At 57.0% G+C, this 16,129-nt stretch carries 15 protein-coding genes; 3 read left to right on the top strand and 12 right to left on the bottom strand.

All coding sequences use genetic code 11. The features are described 5' to 3' along the window. Positions 1-231: 231 nt before the first annotated feature. A complete protein-coding gene (locus SD425_RS01770; RefSeq protein ID WP_324674790.1) occupies positions 232-441 on the bottom strand; it encodes a zinc ribbon domain-containing protein YjdM in 210 nt (69 codons plus the stop codon). Positions 442-524: 83 nt separating this feature from the next. Further along, entirely contained in the window at positions 525-1,853 is a 1,329-nt protein-coding gene (locus SD425_RS01775) for an MGH1-like glycoside hydrolase domain-containing protein (RefSeq protein ID WP_324674793.1), read from the bottom strand. A 175-nt stretch (positions 1,854-2,028) separates the two neighbouring features. Here SD425_RS01775 and SD425_RS01780 point away from each other — a divergent pair, with 175 nt between their 5' ends. Continuing rightward, on the top strand, positions 2,029-3,162 hold the full coding sequence (locus SD425_RS01780; protein ID WP_324674795.1) for a putative sensor domain DACNV-containing protein: 1,134 nt from the start codon (positions 2,029-2,031) through the stop codon (positions 3,160-3,162). Positions 3,163-3,263: 101 nt separating this feature from the next. On the opposite strand, the gene SD425_RS01785 is transcribed toward SD425_RS01780, so the two are convergent. Both SD425_RS01785 and SD425_RS01790 read right to left on the bottom strand, forming a co-directional pair. Continuing rightward, a complete protein-coding gene (locus tag SD425_RS01785; RefSeq protein WP_324674797.1) occupies positions 3,264-3,719 on the bottom strand; it encodes a cold shock domain-containing protein in 456 nt (151 codons plus the stop codon). A 135-nt stretch (positions 3,720-3,854) separates the two neighbouring features. Then, entirely contained in the window at positions 3,855-4,460 is a 606-nt protein-coding gene (locus tag SD425_RS01790; protein WP_324674799.1) for a pseudouridine synthase, read from the bottom strand. A gap of 154 nt (positions 4,461-4,614) precedes the next feature. On the opposite strand from SD425_RS01790, the gene SD425_RS01795 reads away from it, so the two are divergent. Continuing rightward, on the top strand, positions 4,615-5,865 hold the full coding sequence (locus tag SD425_RS01795; RefSeq protein WP_324674801.1) for a S41 family peptidase: 1,251 nt from the start codon (positions 4,615-4,617) through the stop codon (positions 5,863-5,865). Positions 5,866-5,977: 112 nt separating this feature from the next. Here the strand turns inward: SD425_RS01795 and SD425_RS01800 are convergent, their stop codons facing one another. The 3 genes from SD425_RS01800 to SD425_RS01810 form a co-directional block, all read right to left on the bottom strand. After that, positions 5,978-6,280: a hypothetical protein gene (locus SD425_RS01800; protein ID WP_324674803.1), complete on the bottom strand. Its 303-nt coding sequence runs from the start codon at positions 6,278-6,280 to the stop codon at positions 5,978-5,980. Between the two features lie 236 nt (positions 6,281-6,516). After that, positions 6,517-7,017: a MarR family winged helix-turn-helix transcriptional regulator gene (locus SD425_RS01805; RefSeq protein WP_324674806.1), complete on the bottom strand. Its 501-nt coding sequence runs from the start codon at positions 7,015-7,017 to the stop codon at positions 6,517-6,519. A gap of 82 nt (positions 7,018-7,099) precedes the next feature. Continuing rightward, entirely contained in the window at positions 7,100-7,687 is a 588-nt protein-coding gene (locus SD425_RS01810) for an HD domain-containing protein (protein WP_324674808.1), read from the bottom strand. A 120-nt stretch (positions 7,688-7,807) separates the two neighbouring features. Between SD425_RS01810 and SD425_RS01815 the strand changes: the two genes are divergently transcribed. After that, a complete protein-coding gene (locus tag SD425_RS01815; protein WP_324674810.1) occupies positions 7,808-10,549 on the top strand; it encodes a cyclic nucleotide-binding domain-containing protein in 2,742 nt (913 codons plus the stop codon). A 127-nt stretch (positions 10,550-10,676) separates the two neighbouring features. Here the strand turns inward: SD425_RS01815 and SD425_RS01820 are convergent, their stop codons facing one another. The 5 genes from SD425_RS01820 to SD425_RS01840 form a co-directional block, all read right to left on the bottom strand. Then, positions 10,677-11,723 (bottom strand): adenylate/guanylate cyclase domain-containing protein, encoded by a 1,047-nt coding sequence (locus SD425_RS01820; protein ID WP_324674812.1) that lies wholly within the window; start codon positions 11,721-11,723, stop codon positions 10,677-10,679. Next, positions 11,713-12,111, bottom strand: a complete 399-nt coding sequence (locus tag SD425_RS01825; protein WP_324679489.1) for a response regulator — start codon at positions 12,109-12,111, stop codon at positions 11,713-11,715. The genes SD425_RS01820 and SD425_RS01825 overlap by 11 nt, the downstream gene beginning before the upstream one ends. Before the next feature lie 39 nt (positions 12,112-12,150). Beyond that, on the bottom strand, positions 12,151-14,319 hold the full coding sequence (locus tag SD425_RS01830; RefSeq protein ID WP_324674814.1) for a sensor histidine kinase: 2,169 nt from the start codon (positions 14,317-14,319) through the stop codon (positions 12,151-12,153). A 33-nt stretch (positions 14,320-14,352) separates the two neighbouring features. Beyond that, complete coding sequence (locus tag SD425_RS01835; RefSeq protein WP_324674816.1) at positions 14,353-15,738, bottom strand: ATP-binding protein; 1,386 nt, start codon at positions 15,736-15,738, stop codon at positions 14,353-14,355. Between the two features lie 78 nt (positions 15,739-15,816). Further along, complete coding sequence (locus SD425_RS01840) at positions 15,817-16,092, bottom strand: hypothetical protein (protein ID WP_324674818.1); 276 nt, start codon at positions 16,090-16,092, stop codon at positions 15,817-15,819. Between the last annotated feature and the right edge of the window lie 37 nt (positions 16,093-16,129).

A 16,129-nucleotide genomic window follows, 5' to 3' on the forward strand; every position in this document is an offset into this window, starting at 1 on the left:
TAACGAAACTTGACTTCGCTAATCTAGCGGGAAGATGCAGCTTTATTAAGATTACCAAGTAGTTAAACGAGATATACGCTGGCGTAGTACATGCTTTCTGCCAGAATATAAAGCGGCTTATCTAGGCCGGAGGCACACACAAATGCGAAGAGCCCGAAACGAAAAGCGGCTGAAGCTCCCGTAGGGCTCCAGCCGCTTCTAAGTAGCTATCAAATTGCTGACGGTGCCGCCTTAGGCTTTCTTCAAGAACTCCGCCTTGAGCACCATCACCGAGCCACCGGCGCGTCCTTCAATTTCTGCGGAGTTGTTGGTCAGGCGGATGTTCTTGACTACGGTGCCACGCTTCAGGGTGGTAGAAGAGCCTTTTACTTTCAAGTCCTTGATCAGCGTCACGGAGTCGCCTTCATTGAGAATGTTGCCGTTGCTGTCTTTGGTTTCCATAAGCTGCTAAAGTTGAGTGGCGCGCTTGGCCTGTGTGAGCCTTTCGCCGGAAGGAGTGAAGCGCCAAAGGTACCTAGGCTCGCTTATTTGACAGAATCGTACAGGCGCGCCATTTCAATCAGCGGGTTATGACCTAGGTAGTCGCGGCACGGTGTGTTGTATTTGGTGTTGGGCTTGCGCTTCACATCTTCCGGCTTGCCGCCCAGCGGGTGATAGAACTCCCAGATGGTGCCCGTCCGCTTGAACTGCTTCGCCGAATCATCCAGGGCTTTTTCGAGGATAACCTTAGCGGCGTCTTTGCGGCCGTAATTCAGGCAGCCGCGGGCCGCCCAATAGGCCATGCTGTTCCAAGCCGGGCCGCGCCACATGCGCAACTCAAACTTCGGGTCGCGTCGCCCAACGGTGGCAATGGGATGGTCAGTCAGAAAGACAGACTTATTAAGTAAATAGTTGTCAATGTATCGGTTGGCTTGCTCCTGAGTGGCCGCGCCTGTTACAAGCGGCCACATGCTTTCGAAGGGTAAGTTGCGGAGCGCGGGGTCTTTCACGGCCCAGCTATCGTAGAACATGCCATCGGCGGGCACATACAAGCCCGTTTGAATAAATGTGCGCAATTCGTTGGTGCGTTTCTCATAATAGCTAGCATCCAAGCCGAGCTGCCGAGCCCACTTCGCAGCCATTTGGTAGAGTGCAAATACGTGGCTGGTGGCATCGACGCAGGCTAGGGCGCCTTTCGCCACTTCATCGAAGCGGATGCCTTCGTCGACGCCACTTTCCCATTTCTTCAGCAGAATATCATTGTAGAAAAAACCTTCTCCTTCCGCTTTCCGCGTATTCTCGAACCATGCTATTTGCCGAACCAACGGCGTGTAGAAGGTCTTGATAACGGTGCTGTCCTTGGTCAGCTTCACATAATCCTGCACCGCCAACGGCCACAGCGGCGGGTGGCCTTGGGTGTTCTTGTTCCACGTCACCGAGTCGCGCCCCGACATGCCGCCGGGCATGTAGATGGAGCCCGGCAGCAGCCCGTTTGGCTCCTGATTTTTGATATCGTTCAGTAACTGATGCAGTGCATGCTCGGGGTAGGAGGGCAGCACGTCGAGCGTTTCGTGCACCACATCCCAGTGGCCAAACGCATTGCCGTACACGTAGCCAGGACCTAGGTCCTCCCATTCGTAGTCGAAGGGCCAAGCAGCGGGGTGCGTGCCTTTTTGGTGCAAGCCTGCCACGTACGTTAGCATAGGGCGCCACGCAGGTTTGCCAGCTCGGGAGGCGTCGGTAGCTAGCTGTTGCCAGCTGCCCTGCGCGGGTACGTTGCCGGTGGCAGAGCGCGAAGTTTGCGCGCTCAGTTCGGCGCCCGCTCCGATGAGCAACATGAGGGCTAGGTAGGCTGTGCGAGTATACTGTTTCACGAAGTGATGGGTGGTTTGGTTGGCAGTGCGGAATGGCTAACAAGCCCGCTGAGGCAGTGAAAATAAGCGCTTGATTGGAGGATGCTTACTAGTCGTGCGTGTTTTTAAAAGCCAAACGCCACAGTCGACTTCGCGTAAAGTAGGTTCGCAACCAAAAAGCCTTGTTATTGCCCTTATGTTGTCCGAACCCTCGTATTTAGCGGCCCGCATGGTCGCTCCTATGGTTGAAGCGCATTTTGCGCGGCATCGGGCCGCGGCTACGCCGGAAGAGGAACCCTTTTTGGCCTTAAAGCCGGAGTCTTACCTGGTAGAAGCCGTTATTGACGCCGCCTTCTGGGCTAGCTTGCGCCGCGAAGAAGGACATCCACCCAAGATTTCGCTGGCGCTGCTGCCGCCCGATGGGGCGAAGTACCCGCTGTTGTTTGGCCAGCGCCGCCGGCTAACCCCCTATAATTTGCTGAAGCTAGCCCCAGCCGTCGAGCAGCCCGGCATTCACCTGGGCGTGTGGCACGACGAAGAAGGCCTGTATGTGTGGGGCACTGCCATCAATATTCCGCCGCTGTGCTTTGTGCTAGAAGTGGTGGAACCTGGCCTGCTGGTTATCAAGCACCGCCGCGCCGATGGATTTGGTAAATTTGTCAACGTGGCCATCCTCCGCGGAGATCAGCTGCAAGTAGTCGACGCCGACAACGCCGCCGTGAACGACTGCCCCGCCTTGCAAGCCTTTCTGCCCGACCACGGCCTTCTCACGACCTCCGGCGAAACCAATACGGTGCTGGTGGAGCTGGCTACGGCCATGCGCGCTCACGGTCGGGGTGGCCTGGTACTAGTCGTGCCACCCAGTAACAACCAGTGGAAAGAGTCCATTGTGCAGCCCATGGTGTATCCCGTGGTACCTGCTTACACCGGCATTGCCGACGTGCAGCAGCAAGACCAAACCCGGCGCAAGTGGCAGGATAAGCTCCTGCACACCATCAAAATTGTGGGGGGCTTCACGGCCGTCGATGGCGCCACCGTCATCACGCAGGACTATGATTTGCTGGCCTTTGGGGTGAAAGTGGCGCGCGCTGAATCCAGCACCCCAGTCGACAAGATGGTATTATCAGAGCCGGTGGTGGGCAGCATTGCCAAGCGGATGCACCCGGCCCAAAACGGCGGTACGCGCCACCTCGCCGCTGCCCAGTTTGTGCACGACCAGCGCGATTCGATAGCGCTAGTGGCGTCGCAGGATGGCTACTTCACCGTCTTTGCGTGGTCGGAGAAGCTCGACCTGGTGCACGCCCACCGCATCGACGTGCTACTACTCTAGAAGAAACGCGTTGCAAAAGCTAGGTAGCCGTAGCACCCAAATGCAAAGAGGCCGCAACACGAACGTGTTGCGGCCTCTTTAGGTTAGCAGAGCGTAAGGGTTTAAGCCTCTAGTTTCACGTTGAAAGCACTGGGACCTTTCGGACCCATTTCAATTTCAAAGTTTACTTTGTCGTTCTCCTTGATTGGGTTTACCAACTTGTTGACGTGCACGAAAACGCTTTCCTGCGTCTGCAAGTCTTTGATAAAACCATAGCCTTTCGACTCATTGAAGAACGTTACCGTACCCTTATGGATAGGGTCTTCCTGCTCCATATCTTCCTGCTTGAGGGTTACGATACGGATGGTCTCGGGGTCAATTTCTTTTTTCTTCTTCGGGTCCGGAGGCGTCGCGGAAATGTTACCGTTCTCGTCAACGTAGGCTAGCATATCGTCTAGGCTCTGGCCTTTCTTCGCGTTTGCCTGCCGCTCTTCTTTCTTCTCGGCTTTCTCGTTGCGCTTCTGTAACCGTTTCTTTTCGTTTTCCTTCTTGCCGAAGGTGGCTTGTGATCTGCCCATGCGTGTCTTTATAGATGTAGGCGCCCGATGGCGCCCGATGTGAAACGGTTGTATAGTTGAAAACAGATGCTACAGCACTATAGTTCATGCAGCAAACAGAAGCGTAGCAGGGCCGGGTTTTGGCGGGCGCCGCACCTAGGAAGAGCAGTGTAAACTACCTACTTCTTCGCGCTCAGGAAGCGCAAAGTTAACAACTTCCTGCACGCCACCCGGTGGTAGATTATGCAGATGAATGTTGCCGACCCGCACGCGCACCAGTCGGAGGGTTGGAAAACCTACGGCGGCCGTCATTTTGCGGATCTGCCGAAACTTTCCTTCTGTTAGCGTTATCGACACCCAGCTGGTAGGACCGTGGCGGTCGTCGCGAATTTTTTTGGTGCGGGGCGGAAAGCTAGGTGGCGTCTCTAGGCGGAAGGCGGTGCAGGGGCTGGTCTGGTACTTCACATCGCGGAGGCCAATTTCTACCCCTTGCTGCAGTTGTGCCACGGCCTCGTCGGTTATCAGGCCGTCGACTTGCGCATAGTACTCCTTCTCAACGCCTTTGCTCCGCACCATTTCGCTCACGCGGCCGTCAGTAGTCAGCAGCAACAGGCCTTCGCTGTGCTCGTCGAGACGGCCAATGGCCATGGTGCCCTCCGGGAAATCGTACAACTCGCCCAGGAGCTTTTTCTTCTTTAGCTCGCACACAAACTGGCTGAGGTAGCCAAACGGCTTATGAATGAGGAAATGACGGTGCGTCATGCGCGGAGAAGAATAAAAGCAACTAAAAGGAAAACGGTTGTGCTACGAGCCTTGCACGACTCGCGGCGAGCAGCTTAGGCTGGTAAGGATGTTGCAAAATTACAAAAGCTAGCGCCTGTTTTGCGAAGCTAACTTTCTGTCGCCTTCTTCGGGCATGAAAATATTGCTACTGGCTATTAGCCTGCTGGTGTGCGTTGGAGTACCAGAAGTATCGGGACAAACAAAGCTGACCCCGCAGCAGTACCGCCAAGACTTTGACTTTTTCTGGGAGACGATACATGACAACTACGCGTACTTCGATAAAAAGCAAACCGACTGGTACAAGGTGCGCCAGCTCTACCAGCCCCAGGCCGACACCATTCGCTCGCGGCGGGCCTTTGTGCGGTTGCTGGAAAACGCGTTCATGGAGCTCTACGACAATCACGCTTCCTTGGCAACTAACCGGTTCGACTCACAGCGCCTGGTGCCCTCCGGCAGCGACCTGCATGCGGAGTTTGTGGCGGGCAAAGCCATCGTGCTCGACGTGCGCCAGCACCTAGGTGCCGAGAAAGTTGGGATTCGGCCGGGGATGGAGGTCGTGGCTATTGGCGGCGTGCCCATCGAGCAAGCCATTCAACCCTTCGTAGGCAAAGCCCTGCACACCGTGGACGCGGAGGCACGCAACTACGCTCTGGACCTAGCCTTGGCTGGCGCCCACCACCTGCCGCGCAAATTATCGGTGCGCACGGCGGGCGGCGTGGTAGAGTACCAGCCCGATCAGCCTGTCATGCTCCAAGAAAACGTGAACTACCCGCGCAAGGTCGAAACCCGAGTGCTGGGCAAAGTAGGCTACATCCGCATCAATAACTGCTTGTTCGATAATGGCTTGATGCAAGCCTTCGATAGTGCGCTCACAACGATGCTGCCCACCAGCGCGCTGATCCTGGACCTGCGCGATACGCCCAGCGGCGGAAATACCACCGTAGCTAGAGCCATTCTGGGGCGCTTCATCACGACGGAGCAGGCCTACCAAGAACATGAGCTGGTGAGCGAGGAAAGAGTGTACGGGGTAAAACGGAAGTGGCGTGAGTTGGTGTCGCCGCGGCCAGCGCCATACACCCGGCCCGTAGCGGTGCTCGCCAACCACTGGACGGCGAGCATGGGCGAGGGCATCACCATTGCCTTCGATGCTTTGAAGCGTGCTACAGTCGTAGGCACCGAGCTAGCCCGACTCAACGGCGCTATTTACTCGTATAAGATGCCCAACTCTGGTATCGGGTTCAACTTTCCCGCCGAAAAGCTCTACCATCTCAAGGGCACTCCACGCGAAAAATACCGTCCCAACATCTTGGTCGATTTACGCAAAGCTAACCCTGCTTCTAACCAGGATTTGATTTTAGAAACAGCATTAAAGCTGCTCAACTAAGCCAGGATAGCTACTATACAAGCGCAGCAAGCGCCTAACCCTAGGGTTAGGCGCTTGCTGCGCTTGTTTGTCGCGGAGCTATGCCGCTGAGCAAAGCAGGGTCTTCGTTGTACTAAGAAGCCGGTGTAGTCTGCGCGTTTTTGATACTTACCGCGTACGCCATAGCCAGCGTATCTACCTCGTAGCGGATGCTCTGCATTTCCGTGTCCTTGGGGGCCGTAAAATCAACGTAGTACCGCTCGCCCGTGAGCCTGCCACACGCCCGAATACGGAAGCTAGGCATGTGCATTTTGAACCGTTTGCGAATCACGTTTTGCAAGCCTTTGTTGTCGGGCGGAACAGTTGAGAATACCACACGAACGACGGTGCCGGCAGTCAATAAGTTAGTGGATGATGAGTCGATTAGTGTAAGCATACAACCAAAAGCAAGCTGCCCAACAGGTGTAAGTACACCTAGCTTGCGCAGTGAGAAAACAGATGCTGATTCTTCTTTCTATCAGTTAGTAGCGCAATAGCAAAAAGCAGGCACAACTTATGGCGGAGCAGCAGGGCCCGCGCAAAAAGTCTGTTTTTCGGCAGTATGTACTGGCCGTGCAAGCCTAGCCTGCCTGTATGAGGCACGCCAGCTCAAGGAGCAAAGGCAACGTGAAGCTAGGAGCTAGCTTCTTGGGTGCTAGGTACGGCGTGGAGCGCGGCAGCATCTGCCGAAGCATTCTCGGCGGGTAGCTTGGGGCGACAGTTGTTGTAAATACGCTCTAAGCTCTGCCGCAGCTGTAGCAATTCATCTTCGCCGAGGCCTTTTAAGGCAACAGCGCGGTTGCTGAGTACGACCGGTTGCACCGCGACCAGCACATCGTGCCCAAGCGGCGACACGCGCAGTTGGCTCCGCCGCCCATCTTGCGGTAGCCGCTCTGCTTTTAGGAGGCCGCGTTTAAGCAACAGCGCAATAATGCGGGCTACGGAAGCCTGATCTTTGAACACACGCTCGGCCATGTCCGCTTGGGTGAGGTCGTCGTGCTCCTCTATCACGCGCAGCACCAGCCACTGGTCGACGGTGATGTCAATGCCGGCGCGGTCAATATTGGCTTGCGCAAACTTGCGGTATTGTCGAATAGCTTTATCGAGGGAGTAGAATAATATTTCTGAAAGCATGAAGGCTGGAGCAAGGGGTGAGAAACAACAGTGGGCGAAAGGTATAAAGAAGTAGATGCCTCGCTGTTGCCAGCCAGACCAATTAGGCTAATAAGGCTCGGACTTCGGCTAAGCGCGCTTGCTTAGCCGATTCGCGACGGACGTTGGCCGTGACAGTCCAGTAGTGGTGTGCGCTCAGAAATTTCACCTGGCCTTGGTTCCAGGTATGATCGTCGACTGCGGAGCCGTGCGCTTCCAGCTCTTTGCGCAGCGTCTGACTGACCGGCCAGAAGTCGGCGGGGCGACCTAGGTAATCGAGGTCGGCATCGCAAAGAATCTTGGCCAGCAAGGAGTCGCCGGGGCATTGCGGCAGGCGCGTAGCCATGATGAGGCTGCAAATCAGCTCGATCTGGTCGGGTGAGTAGTCCATATCGGGCAGCACTTGGCGCGCTAATTTGCAGCCCGCCGCCTCGTGCCCCTGGTAGGTCGTCATGAACCCCGAATCGTGGTAGTGAGCGGCCGTGCGCAACAGGGCGAGCATAGTGGGGTCGGTGATGCCCTCGCCTGCCGCCAATGCTTGCGCCTGTTGCACCACATCCAAGGTGTGGTGCAAGCCGTGGTAATAGAGAGTTGGCGAGAGGTGCGCGCGCAACTCCCGCAGCACGTACGTTTCGGCGCGGTGGCAGTCCATAACAGGCAGCGGGAAAGGATAGGTGCTCTAACTTAAAAGGAAAATTCGGATACTGTGCGCGGCCGGGCACCTATCTTGCACTTTCGATTAAGATGGCTAGGCATTCTTCTTCTCTCTGGCATGACATTACTTGAACGCTGGCAGCAACTGGTTGGCATTCGCCCAGATGAAGGGCGTACGGTTGGGCTGTTCTTTCTGCATAACTTCTTGCTCGGCATCGGGACCATTCTGGTGTACGTGTCGGCCAACGTTATTCTGCTCGAAACCAACCCAGAGCGTAATCTGCCCCTAGCCTACGGTGTGGCAGCGCTAGCTATGATGGGTGCCAGCAAGATCTACGGCCACTACGAGCATCATCTGTCGCTGCAACGCTTAGCCGCCCGCGTGCTGCTGTCGGTGGTCGTGGTCACGGGCGTGCTGGGCGTCCTGATTACGTTCGGGCATTCGGTGGCGGCGGCCGTCGCTATTATGGCGGGCTACCGTGTGATTTACCTGCTCACCAACCTAGAGTTCTGGGGCGTGTCGGCGGTGGTGTTCGATGTGCGGCAGGGGCGCCGTTTGTTTAGCGTGATTAGCTCCGGCGATATGCCCGCCAAGGCGCTCGGGGCCGTGCTAGCCATCCTGATTCATCATCACTCCGACCTGCTGTGGCTGCTGCTCACCGCCTTTGCCGCCTACCTAGGTGCCCTGCTGACGCTGCAAGCCACAGGCCGCTTGCACGACGTAGAAGTGAGAGCCGCCGCCCGCGCGGTGCGCACGCAAGCCCTCGCTCCGGAGCTGCGCAAGTGGTTTGGCGACAGCCGGTTGGTGCTGACGCTGTGCCTAAGCCTGACTGCTATTGCTGCCGTCACGACGGGAGTAGAGTATTCCTTCTTCGTGAATGTCAAACACAAATTTCACGACCAAGCCAGCGTGATGCAGTACGTAGGCAGCGTGCTGGTGCTGACGTACTTATTAGCGTCGCTCTTCAAGCTGCTGTTTTCCCACACCCTACTCAGCAAGCTAGGTATCCGGTGGATGCTGATCACCCTGCCCATTGTGGTGCTCGCTAGTTTGCTGTTGTTTGGTGGCTTGTGGATCGAGCAAGTGGAGGAAAGTATCCTGCTGCTGTATTTCTGCGGTCTGTATCTGGTATTGGAAGTGCTGCGCCGGGCCATCTTCGACCCGGTGTTTCTGGTGCTGTTCCAGCCCATGTCAGCGCCCGAGCGTTTGCAAGCCCATACGTTGGTGAAGGGCTTCTACGAGCCATTGGGCATGGCGTTGGGCGGCGGGTTGCTGTTTGCGCTACACTTCTTCCCGGCGCTTAGTCAGTGGGCGCCTTTCGCCTGGATGGGCTTGTTTATGGCCGGGGCCATCTTCTTTTTGCATCGTACCTACGGCCACTACCTGAGTGAGCTGCAACACGCGCTGAGCCGCCGCTTCACAACCGATACCGAAGCGGATGGGCAAAGCTGGTCGGAAGCCCTAGGCTCTCGGCAAAATGGCACGACCGCCTTGTCTGATGGGCGAGAAACGAAGCAACTCATTGCGGCGCTAACCGACAAAAACTTGCGCCATGCAGCAGCTGATCAGTTGGTGCAGTTGGGCGAAGCCGCGGTGCCGGAACTGGCTACCGTGCTGCAAACCAGTCCGGATGAAACGCTGGTGCGGCGCGTGGCTTTGGTGTGCGGGCAGATTCGAGTGCCTGCCAGCCGTAGTGCACTGCTGTTGCTGGTGCAGCAGCCAAACCTAGCTCGGCGAGAAATAGCCTTGCGAGCGCTGCGCAGCTTTGGGCCTGTTGCCGCAGATGCGCCGCTGTTTGAAGGCTTGATTTTGGCCGAGATGAAGCTCGCCCAAGTGCTGCTGCACGGGCAAGCAACGACCGACAACGCCCCGCTCACCCAGGCCCTCGACTACGAACTATCCAAAGTGCAGCAGCGCATCTTTGGTTTGTTATTCCAGCTGTACTCTCCCCAGCTCATTGCCGATGCGCAACGTGGCGTGACGCACGCCACCCGCGAGCGGCAGGCTAACGCGCTGGAAATGCTGGACAACGTCATTGCGCGCCCCGTTTACCTAGCTCTCCAGACGCTATTTGAAGTAGCGCCTGTGCGCCAGAAAGTACGGGCTTTTACTACCGTAATCGGCTCAATGGAAACATCAGAACCGGTGCTGGATACGATCATCCGGTGCGGCGAAGCAACATTTTCGGACTGGACGGTCAGCGTAGCCCTGCGCCAATGGCACCCCCAAGCTGCTACCAGCGCCGAACTGCTACCGTACCTAGGTAGCAAGAATCTGCTGATTCAAGAAAGCGCCTTTGCGGTGCTCGATCAACTTTCCGAACAAGAGCCTACGCTTTACCAATCTTTGCTTGCTGCTCACCCCACGCTTACGTCTTTGCGCATGAGTCACCACGCCACAACTTCCCGCATCCCGGCCACGGAGCGGGTTTCGGTCCTGAAAAACACCGCTCTCTTTGCCGCCACGCCCGAGAACGTGCTGAGTAGCATTGTGCCCATCATGAAGGAAGTGACGTTCCACGATGAACAGCAGGTATTTGCCAAAGGCGACCTAGGTGCCTCGTTGTTTATCGTTTACAAAGGGGAAGTCGGAGTTTTCAGCGGCGCGCAGCACTTGGCCACGTTCCGCAAGGGCGACTTCTTCGGCGAGCTAGCCCTGCTCGATGCGGAACCACGTTCTGCCACCGCCGTAGCGAAAGGCGATGTAGTGGCCTTTCGCCTCGATCAGGAAGACTTCTACGATGTGATGGAAGAACGCAGCGAGGTGCTGCGCAACATCATGCGGGTACTATGCCAGCGCTTGCGTCGGCAGAATGAAAAGACAATGGCAGCACCTCCTAGCTCTGTGTCTGAGGGGTAGCCTCCGCGAAATCTCTACGGAAACACTAGCTGGCGAGGTACTCGGCAGGCGCTATAGAATTATTAGGTTCGGTTGCGTTTTCCTCGCCCTTCAGCGCTTTTGCGCAGAAGCTAGGCTATTGGCTTACCTAGGCTACTACCTCGTACGTCATTACTGGCAGCGACTTATTCTTCAGCGTTGCTTCGCCCACTGGGGTGCATTGGAAGGATTCTTTCACCTGTTGGTAAATAGGCTCAGTAATAATAATCTGCCCCGGCTTAGCGGCCGATTGCAGGCGCTGGCTCACGTTCACGGTGTCGCCGATAACGGTGTAGTCCAGGCGTTTGAGCGAGGCCGAGCCAATGTTGCCCGAAACCATCTCGCCGGTATTGATGCCAATGCTGACCTCTGGGCGATACGGTTTGCCATCGGGTAGCGTGTCCTCATTGGCTTGAATGACGCTACGCACCGAAAGGGCTGCGTCGATGGCGCGGTCGAGGTGATAGTCACCGCGGAACACGGCCATTACGGCGTCGCCCATAAACTTGTCGATGTAGCCGCCCTGGGCAATGACCTCCTGCACCATCTGGTCGAAGTACTTGTTGAGCAGTCCCACGACGTTGGCCGGGGGCAGTACCTCAGAAAGCGCTGTGAAGCCGCAGATGTCCATGAAAACCACCGTGGCATCTACCGTTTCACTCACCATCAGCTTGTTTTCGAAGCCAGGCCTTCCCATCACGTTGAGCACCGTCTCATCCACGTACATCTTCAGGATGTTGTTTTCCTGAATGGCCCGGAGCGTTTCACGCGTTTGCTGCACGTGCGTGGCCGTTTTGTCCATGGTCAGCTCTAGGTCGGTGAAATCCACGGGCTTGGTCACGAAGTCGAACGCCCCGCGATTCATAGCCGTGCGGATGTTCTCCATGTCGCCGTAGGCCGATACCATCACCGTTTTCACGATGGGGTTCGTTTCGGGGAGCTTGCTGAGCAGCGTCAGGCCATCCATCACCGGCATGTTGATGTCACTGAGCACAATGTCGAGGTCCGGCGTGTCCCGCACGCGGTTCAGCGCCTCTTGGCCATTGCTGGCAAACAAGAACTCGTATACATTCTCCCGGATTTTACGCCGAAATTTCTGTTTGATGAGCAGCTCCAAATCCGCTTCATCGTCTACCACCAGAATCTTAGTTTTCATGATTTTCCAGGGAGATGAGCTTGGCTTTCAGCGCGGAAAAATCAACGGGTTTGGTCAGGAAGTCATTGGCCCCTAGCTGCATGGCTTGCTGGCGGCTGGTGTCGTCGCCATAGGCTGTGATCATCATCACTTGCGGAGTTGGCGGCACTGGCGGACCAGGATACTCCTCCCGAATATGCCGCAGCAACTCCAGGCCGCTCATGCCCGGCATGTTGATGTCGGAAAGAATTAGGACCACCTCCGAAACGTGCTCGTGCAGATAGTTCAGGGCTTCCTCGCCCGAGTAAGCAAAGGAAAAAGAGAATTCTCCGCTCCGAATTTCGCGCCGGAAGCGTTGCTCAAACAGCACGCGCACATCCACCTCGTCGTCTACAACCAGTATTTTCATCATCAGCGAAGATAGTATAATCAGCAGGCAAAATAGGGCTTAGATAGGAAGAGTAATAATAAACTCGGTGCCGTAGCCGGCCTGGCTTTCCACCGCCAGCGTGCCGCCATGCCCTTTGGTGATGATGTCGTAGCTGAGCGATAGCCCTAGCCCCGTGCCCTCACCCGTGGGCTTGGTCGTGAAAAAGGGTTGAAAGATCTTGGCCTGCACCTCGGGCGGCATGCCGGTGCCGTTGTCAGCTACCCGGATTTCTACTCGGTTGCTGGTGTGTCGGGTACTTACGCTAACCGTGGGTGCGTACCCGGGCTCGCCCATTTGCTGGCGTTTTTGTACGGCGTAGAAGGCGTTGTTGAACAGGTTCAGCAGCACCCGTCCTAGGTCCTGGCCCACGGCTTCGACCAGGGGCAAGTTGGGCGCGAAGTCCGTTTTCAGTGCGGCATTGAAGCCTTTGTCCTTCGTCCGGAGGCCGTGGTAAGCCAGGCGCAGGTATTCGTCGGCTAAAGTATTCAGATCAGTGGGTTGCCGCTCGCCGGTGCTGGCGCGGCTGTGTTCGAGCATGCCGCGCACGATACTGCTGGCCCGCTGCCCGTGCTGGTGAATCTTGCCTAGGTTCTGCCCGAGGTCGTCGGCCAGGGCCACCACTTCTTCCGTGTCGCCGGCGGCTTGTGCTTCTTTTAGTTCGGCTACCAACTCAGCCGACACATCGGCGAAGTTGTTGACGAAGTTCAAGGGGTTCTGAATCTCGTGGGCAATGCCGGCCGTCAGCTCCCCTAGGCTGGCCATCTTCTCTTTTTGGATGAGCTGGGCCTGGGTGGCGCGCAGCTCGGTGAGCGAGCGTTGCAACTCGCCGGTGCGCTGCTGCACCTGCATTTCGAGCGTTTCGTTTTGCTGGGCTAGCAGGGCTTGCTTTTCTTGCTCCTGGGCCAGGGTTTGGGCCGAGAGGCGCTCGACTTCGTCTAGCTTGACTTGCAAGAGCTGGCTATCCAAGGCAAACTCGCGGGCCAGAAATAAGGAGATGCCTAGCGCTGGCAGCACAAAAGACAATGCGACTATCAAGGACACCGCTGCGGGAGACCAGCTTGACAAAAACGGATTCAAAGCAATGGAGGCAAGTAACACAATGCCAGACGCAAAACCGGCCCCTAACAGCCCGGCACCGCGCCGCCGCTGCCGCAGAGCCCGTCCGATGAGCCACAATTGGTCGAGGGTGAGCACAATCATAAACCCGACGTAGCATAGGATACCGGTTAGCTCACGCCGCAGTACTTCGCCCGTCATCAACAGTACCACAGGTAGTACACTCGCGCCCAAGACTTTGTAGAGCCAGCCAGGGCGCACCTGGAATAAGGCATACAGCGCCCGAAGTGAGTACAGCGCCGCCAGCAGCAGCCACGCCACACCCACGCCGTACACCACGGTTCTTTCCTCTAAGGAGACCGAGGGCCAATACGTGAGGAGTAAGCACGAAAAGCCAGTGCCCAGCGCGTAGTAGGCAAAGTAGCGGTTGGCGGGCTGGGCCCGGTTGTAGCGATAAAAAACCAGGTGCAGCAAGCTCAGCAGTAAGAATATGCCAGTTAGCCAGGCAAAAACAGCATCGGCTTGGCTGGCTGCAGCATCCTTCCGCCGAATCTGCGACAACTCACGCAGCCGAAGCGCTAGATTACGCTGGCTGCTGTGGGCTAGGTAAGCCTGGAGCCAGGGTGTGTGCTGCTGGGGAGTGTAGCGCACGGCCAGCACTAGCTCGCCCGCCGCCGACGGGCGCAGGTCCAGGGGCGAAGCGGTTGGGCTACCAGTCCGCACCTGAACTGGGTCGGGGCTGTAGGTACCGTAGCGGCCGATGCGCCGGCCGTTGCTGTATACGTCGAATCCGGCCAGCGCCGGACCCGTTTGCAGCCCTAGGGCTTGCTGGCGCAAGCTGTCGCCCAAGCGCAGGCGCAGCCGAAACCAGCCAGGGCCAGCCAAGAAACGGGCGGGCAGCGGCTGGCCCACTCGACCCACGGTGATGGTGTCCCAGCGGTGATCGTTAAAATCGGGCCTAGCCCAGGTGGGATCGTCGCCGGCGTGGTAGCGCCATCCTTTGGTGAGCGGCAGGCCTTCGGCGGGCAGGCGGTTGATGACCACAGCTGCTGAGTCGGCTTGAGCCTGAGCAGTAGGAGGCGAGAGCAGCAGCCACAAACCGGCTAACAAGAGGAGATGCAAGCGGTTCATGAAGGCAACTGTAAAGAGCTAGCTTTTAGTTATCTAGGCGGGTAAGCTAATGATAAATTCGGTGCCTTTTCCCTCCTGACTTTCCACCGCCAGCGTACCCCCATGGCCTTTCGTGACGATGTCGTAGCTCAACGATAAACCTAGCCCCGTGCCCTCACCGGTAGGCTTGGTAGTAAAGAAAGGTTGGAAGATTTTTTGGCGCACTTCCTCCGGAATGCCCGTGCCGTTGTCGCGCACCCGAATCTCAACTTTTTGGGGAAGTTGCTTGGTGCTCACCGTCACGGTGGGCTGATAGCCGGGTTCGCCATTTTTCTGGCGCTGCTGCACGGCGTAGAAGGCGTTGTTAAACAAGTTCAACAGCACCCGACCTAGGTCTTGCGGCAGCACTCCCACTTCTTTTACCGCCTCATCGAAGGTAGTGTTAAGCGTGGCGTTGAAGGTCTTGTCCTTGGCGCGCAAGCCGTGGTAAGCGAGGCGCAAGTATTCATCAGCGAGGCTGTTGAGGTCGGTGGCCTGCCGTTCGCCGGTGCTGGCGCGGCTGTGCTGCAACATGCCCCGCACGATGCTGCTGGCCCGCTGGCCGTGCTGATTGATCTTGAGTTGGTTGTGGCTCAGGTCGTTCAGGATTTCCAGCAGATAGTCTTTGTCGGCTTCCGCTAGCTCCACTTTCTCTACTTCCTCGCGCAGCTCCTGGCAAAGCTCCACGCTCACCTCCGCGAAGTTGTTGACGAAGTTCAAAGGGTTTTGAATCTCGTGGGCAATGCCGGCGGTGAGTTCCCCGAGGCTCGCCATCTTCTCGGCCTGAATGAGTTGGGCCTGCGTGGTACGTAGCTCCGTCAGGGCCGACTGTAGTGCTTCGGCTTGCTGGGTAAGGGCGGCGGTGCGCTCGCTCACCATACGCTCAAGCTCGGTGTTTTGCGTCGCGATGCGCAGCTTCTCCTGCTCTTCTTTCTCCCGCAGCAGCAAGTCGGTCTCCAAGCTCCGCTTCTGATTGCGTGCGATGAAGGCAAAGGTGACCATCCAAATAACCGAGAAGCCCTGCCACGAGTCAAACGTGTCGTCGTACTCCTTGATGAATCCGGACGCCACCACATTCAGCAGGAGTTCAAAAAACGAGTACAGGGCAAAAGGAACCAGCGCCAGCAGCAGCGTTCGAGCGGGTTTGTAGCTCCTGAGCTGTAGCAGCAGCGCGATAAAAGTGAGGTAGACGAACAGTAAGTAGGTTTCATCTAGCAGCTTGCTTTGAAGCTGAAATACGGCCGCTAGGCCCAAAATTACCACACCCGGCACCCAGATCTTATCGAGGAGCTTATCCCAGCGCGGCGCTAGTTGGGCCGTGTTCAGAAACTTGCGGAGCAGGCGGGCAAACACGACCGCAACGGGAATGGTAAATAAGATAGCCGTGTAGTCGAAGCGCATACGCAGAATCTGTTCGAAGTAAAACCTGAGCGGCGCCCCGCAGACCAGCGCACCGTAAGAAGAAAACCAGTTGCTGCGCTAGGGCGTGTCGCGCCCAAAGTTGCGCTCTAGCCAGCGCCCGGGCGCAGAAGGCACATCCAGAATCAGAACGGGGTTGCCGGTGCGGGAGCGTTTCTGCTTCAACAGCGTCTGCCGCTTTTCTCTGGAAAATAGCGCCCCTACATAGTCGCTGGCTACGCCCACCACCGTTGGCAGTGCCACGCGTACCTGCACCGACTCGGGCTCGGGAGCGGGTGGTGGCTTCGACGGGGCTTGCGCCCAGCCTATATGGCTAGCTAACGTAAGAAAAATCAATAGAATAAGTAACCTAACAACCCTCATGGCACGGGTA

Origin of the sequence: Hymenobacter sp. GOD-10R (assembly GCF_035609205.1) — a bacterium.
GTDB lineage: Bacteria > Bacteroidota > Bacteroidia > Cytophagales > Hymenobacteraceae > Hymenobacter.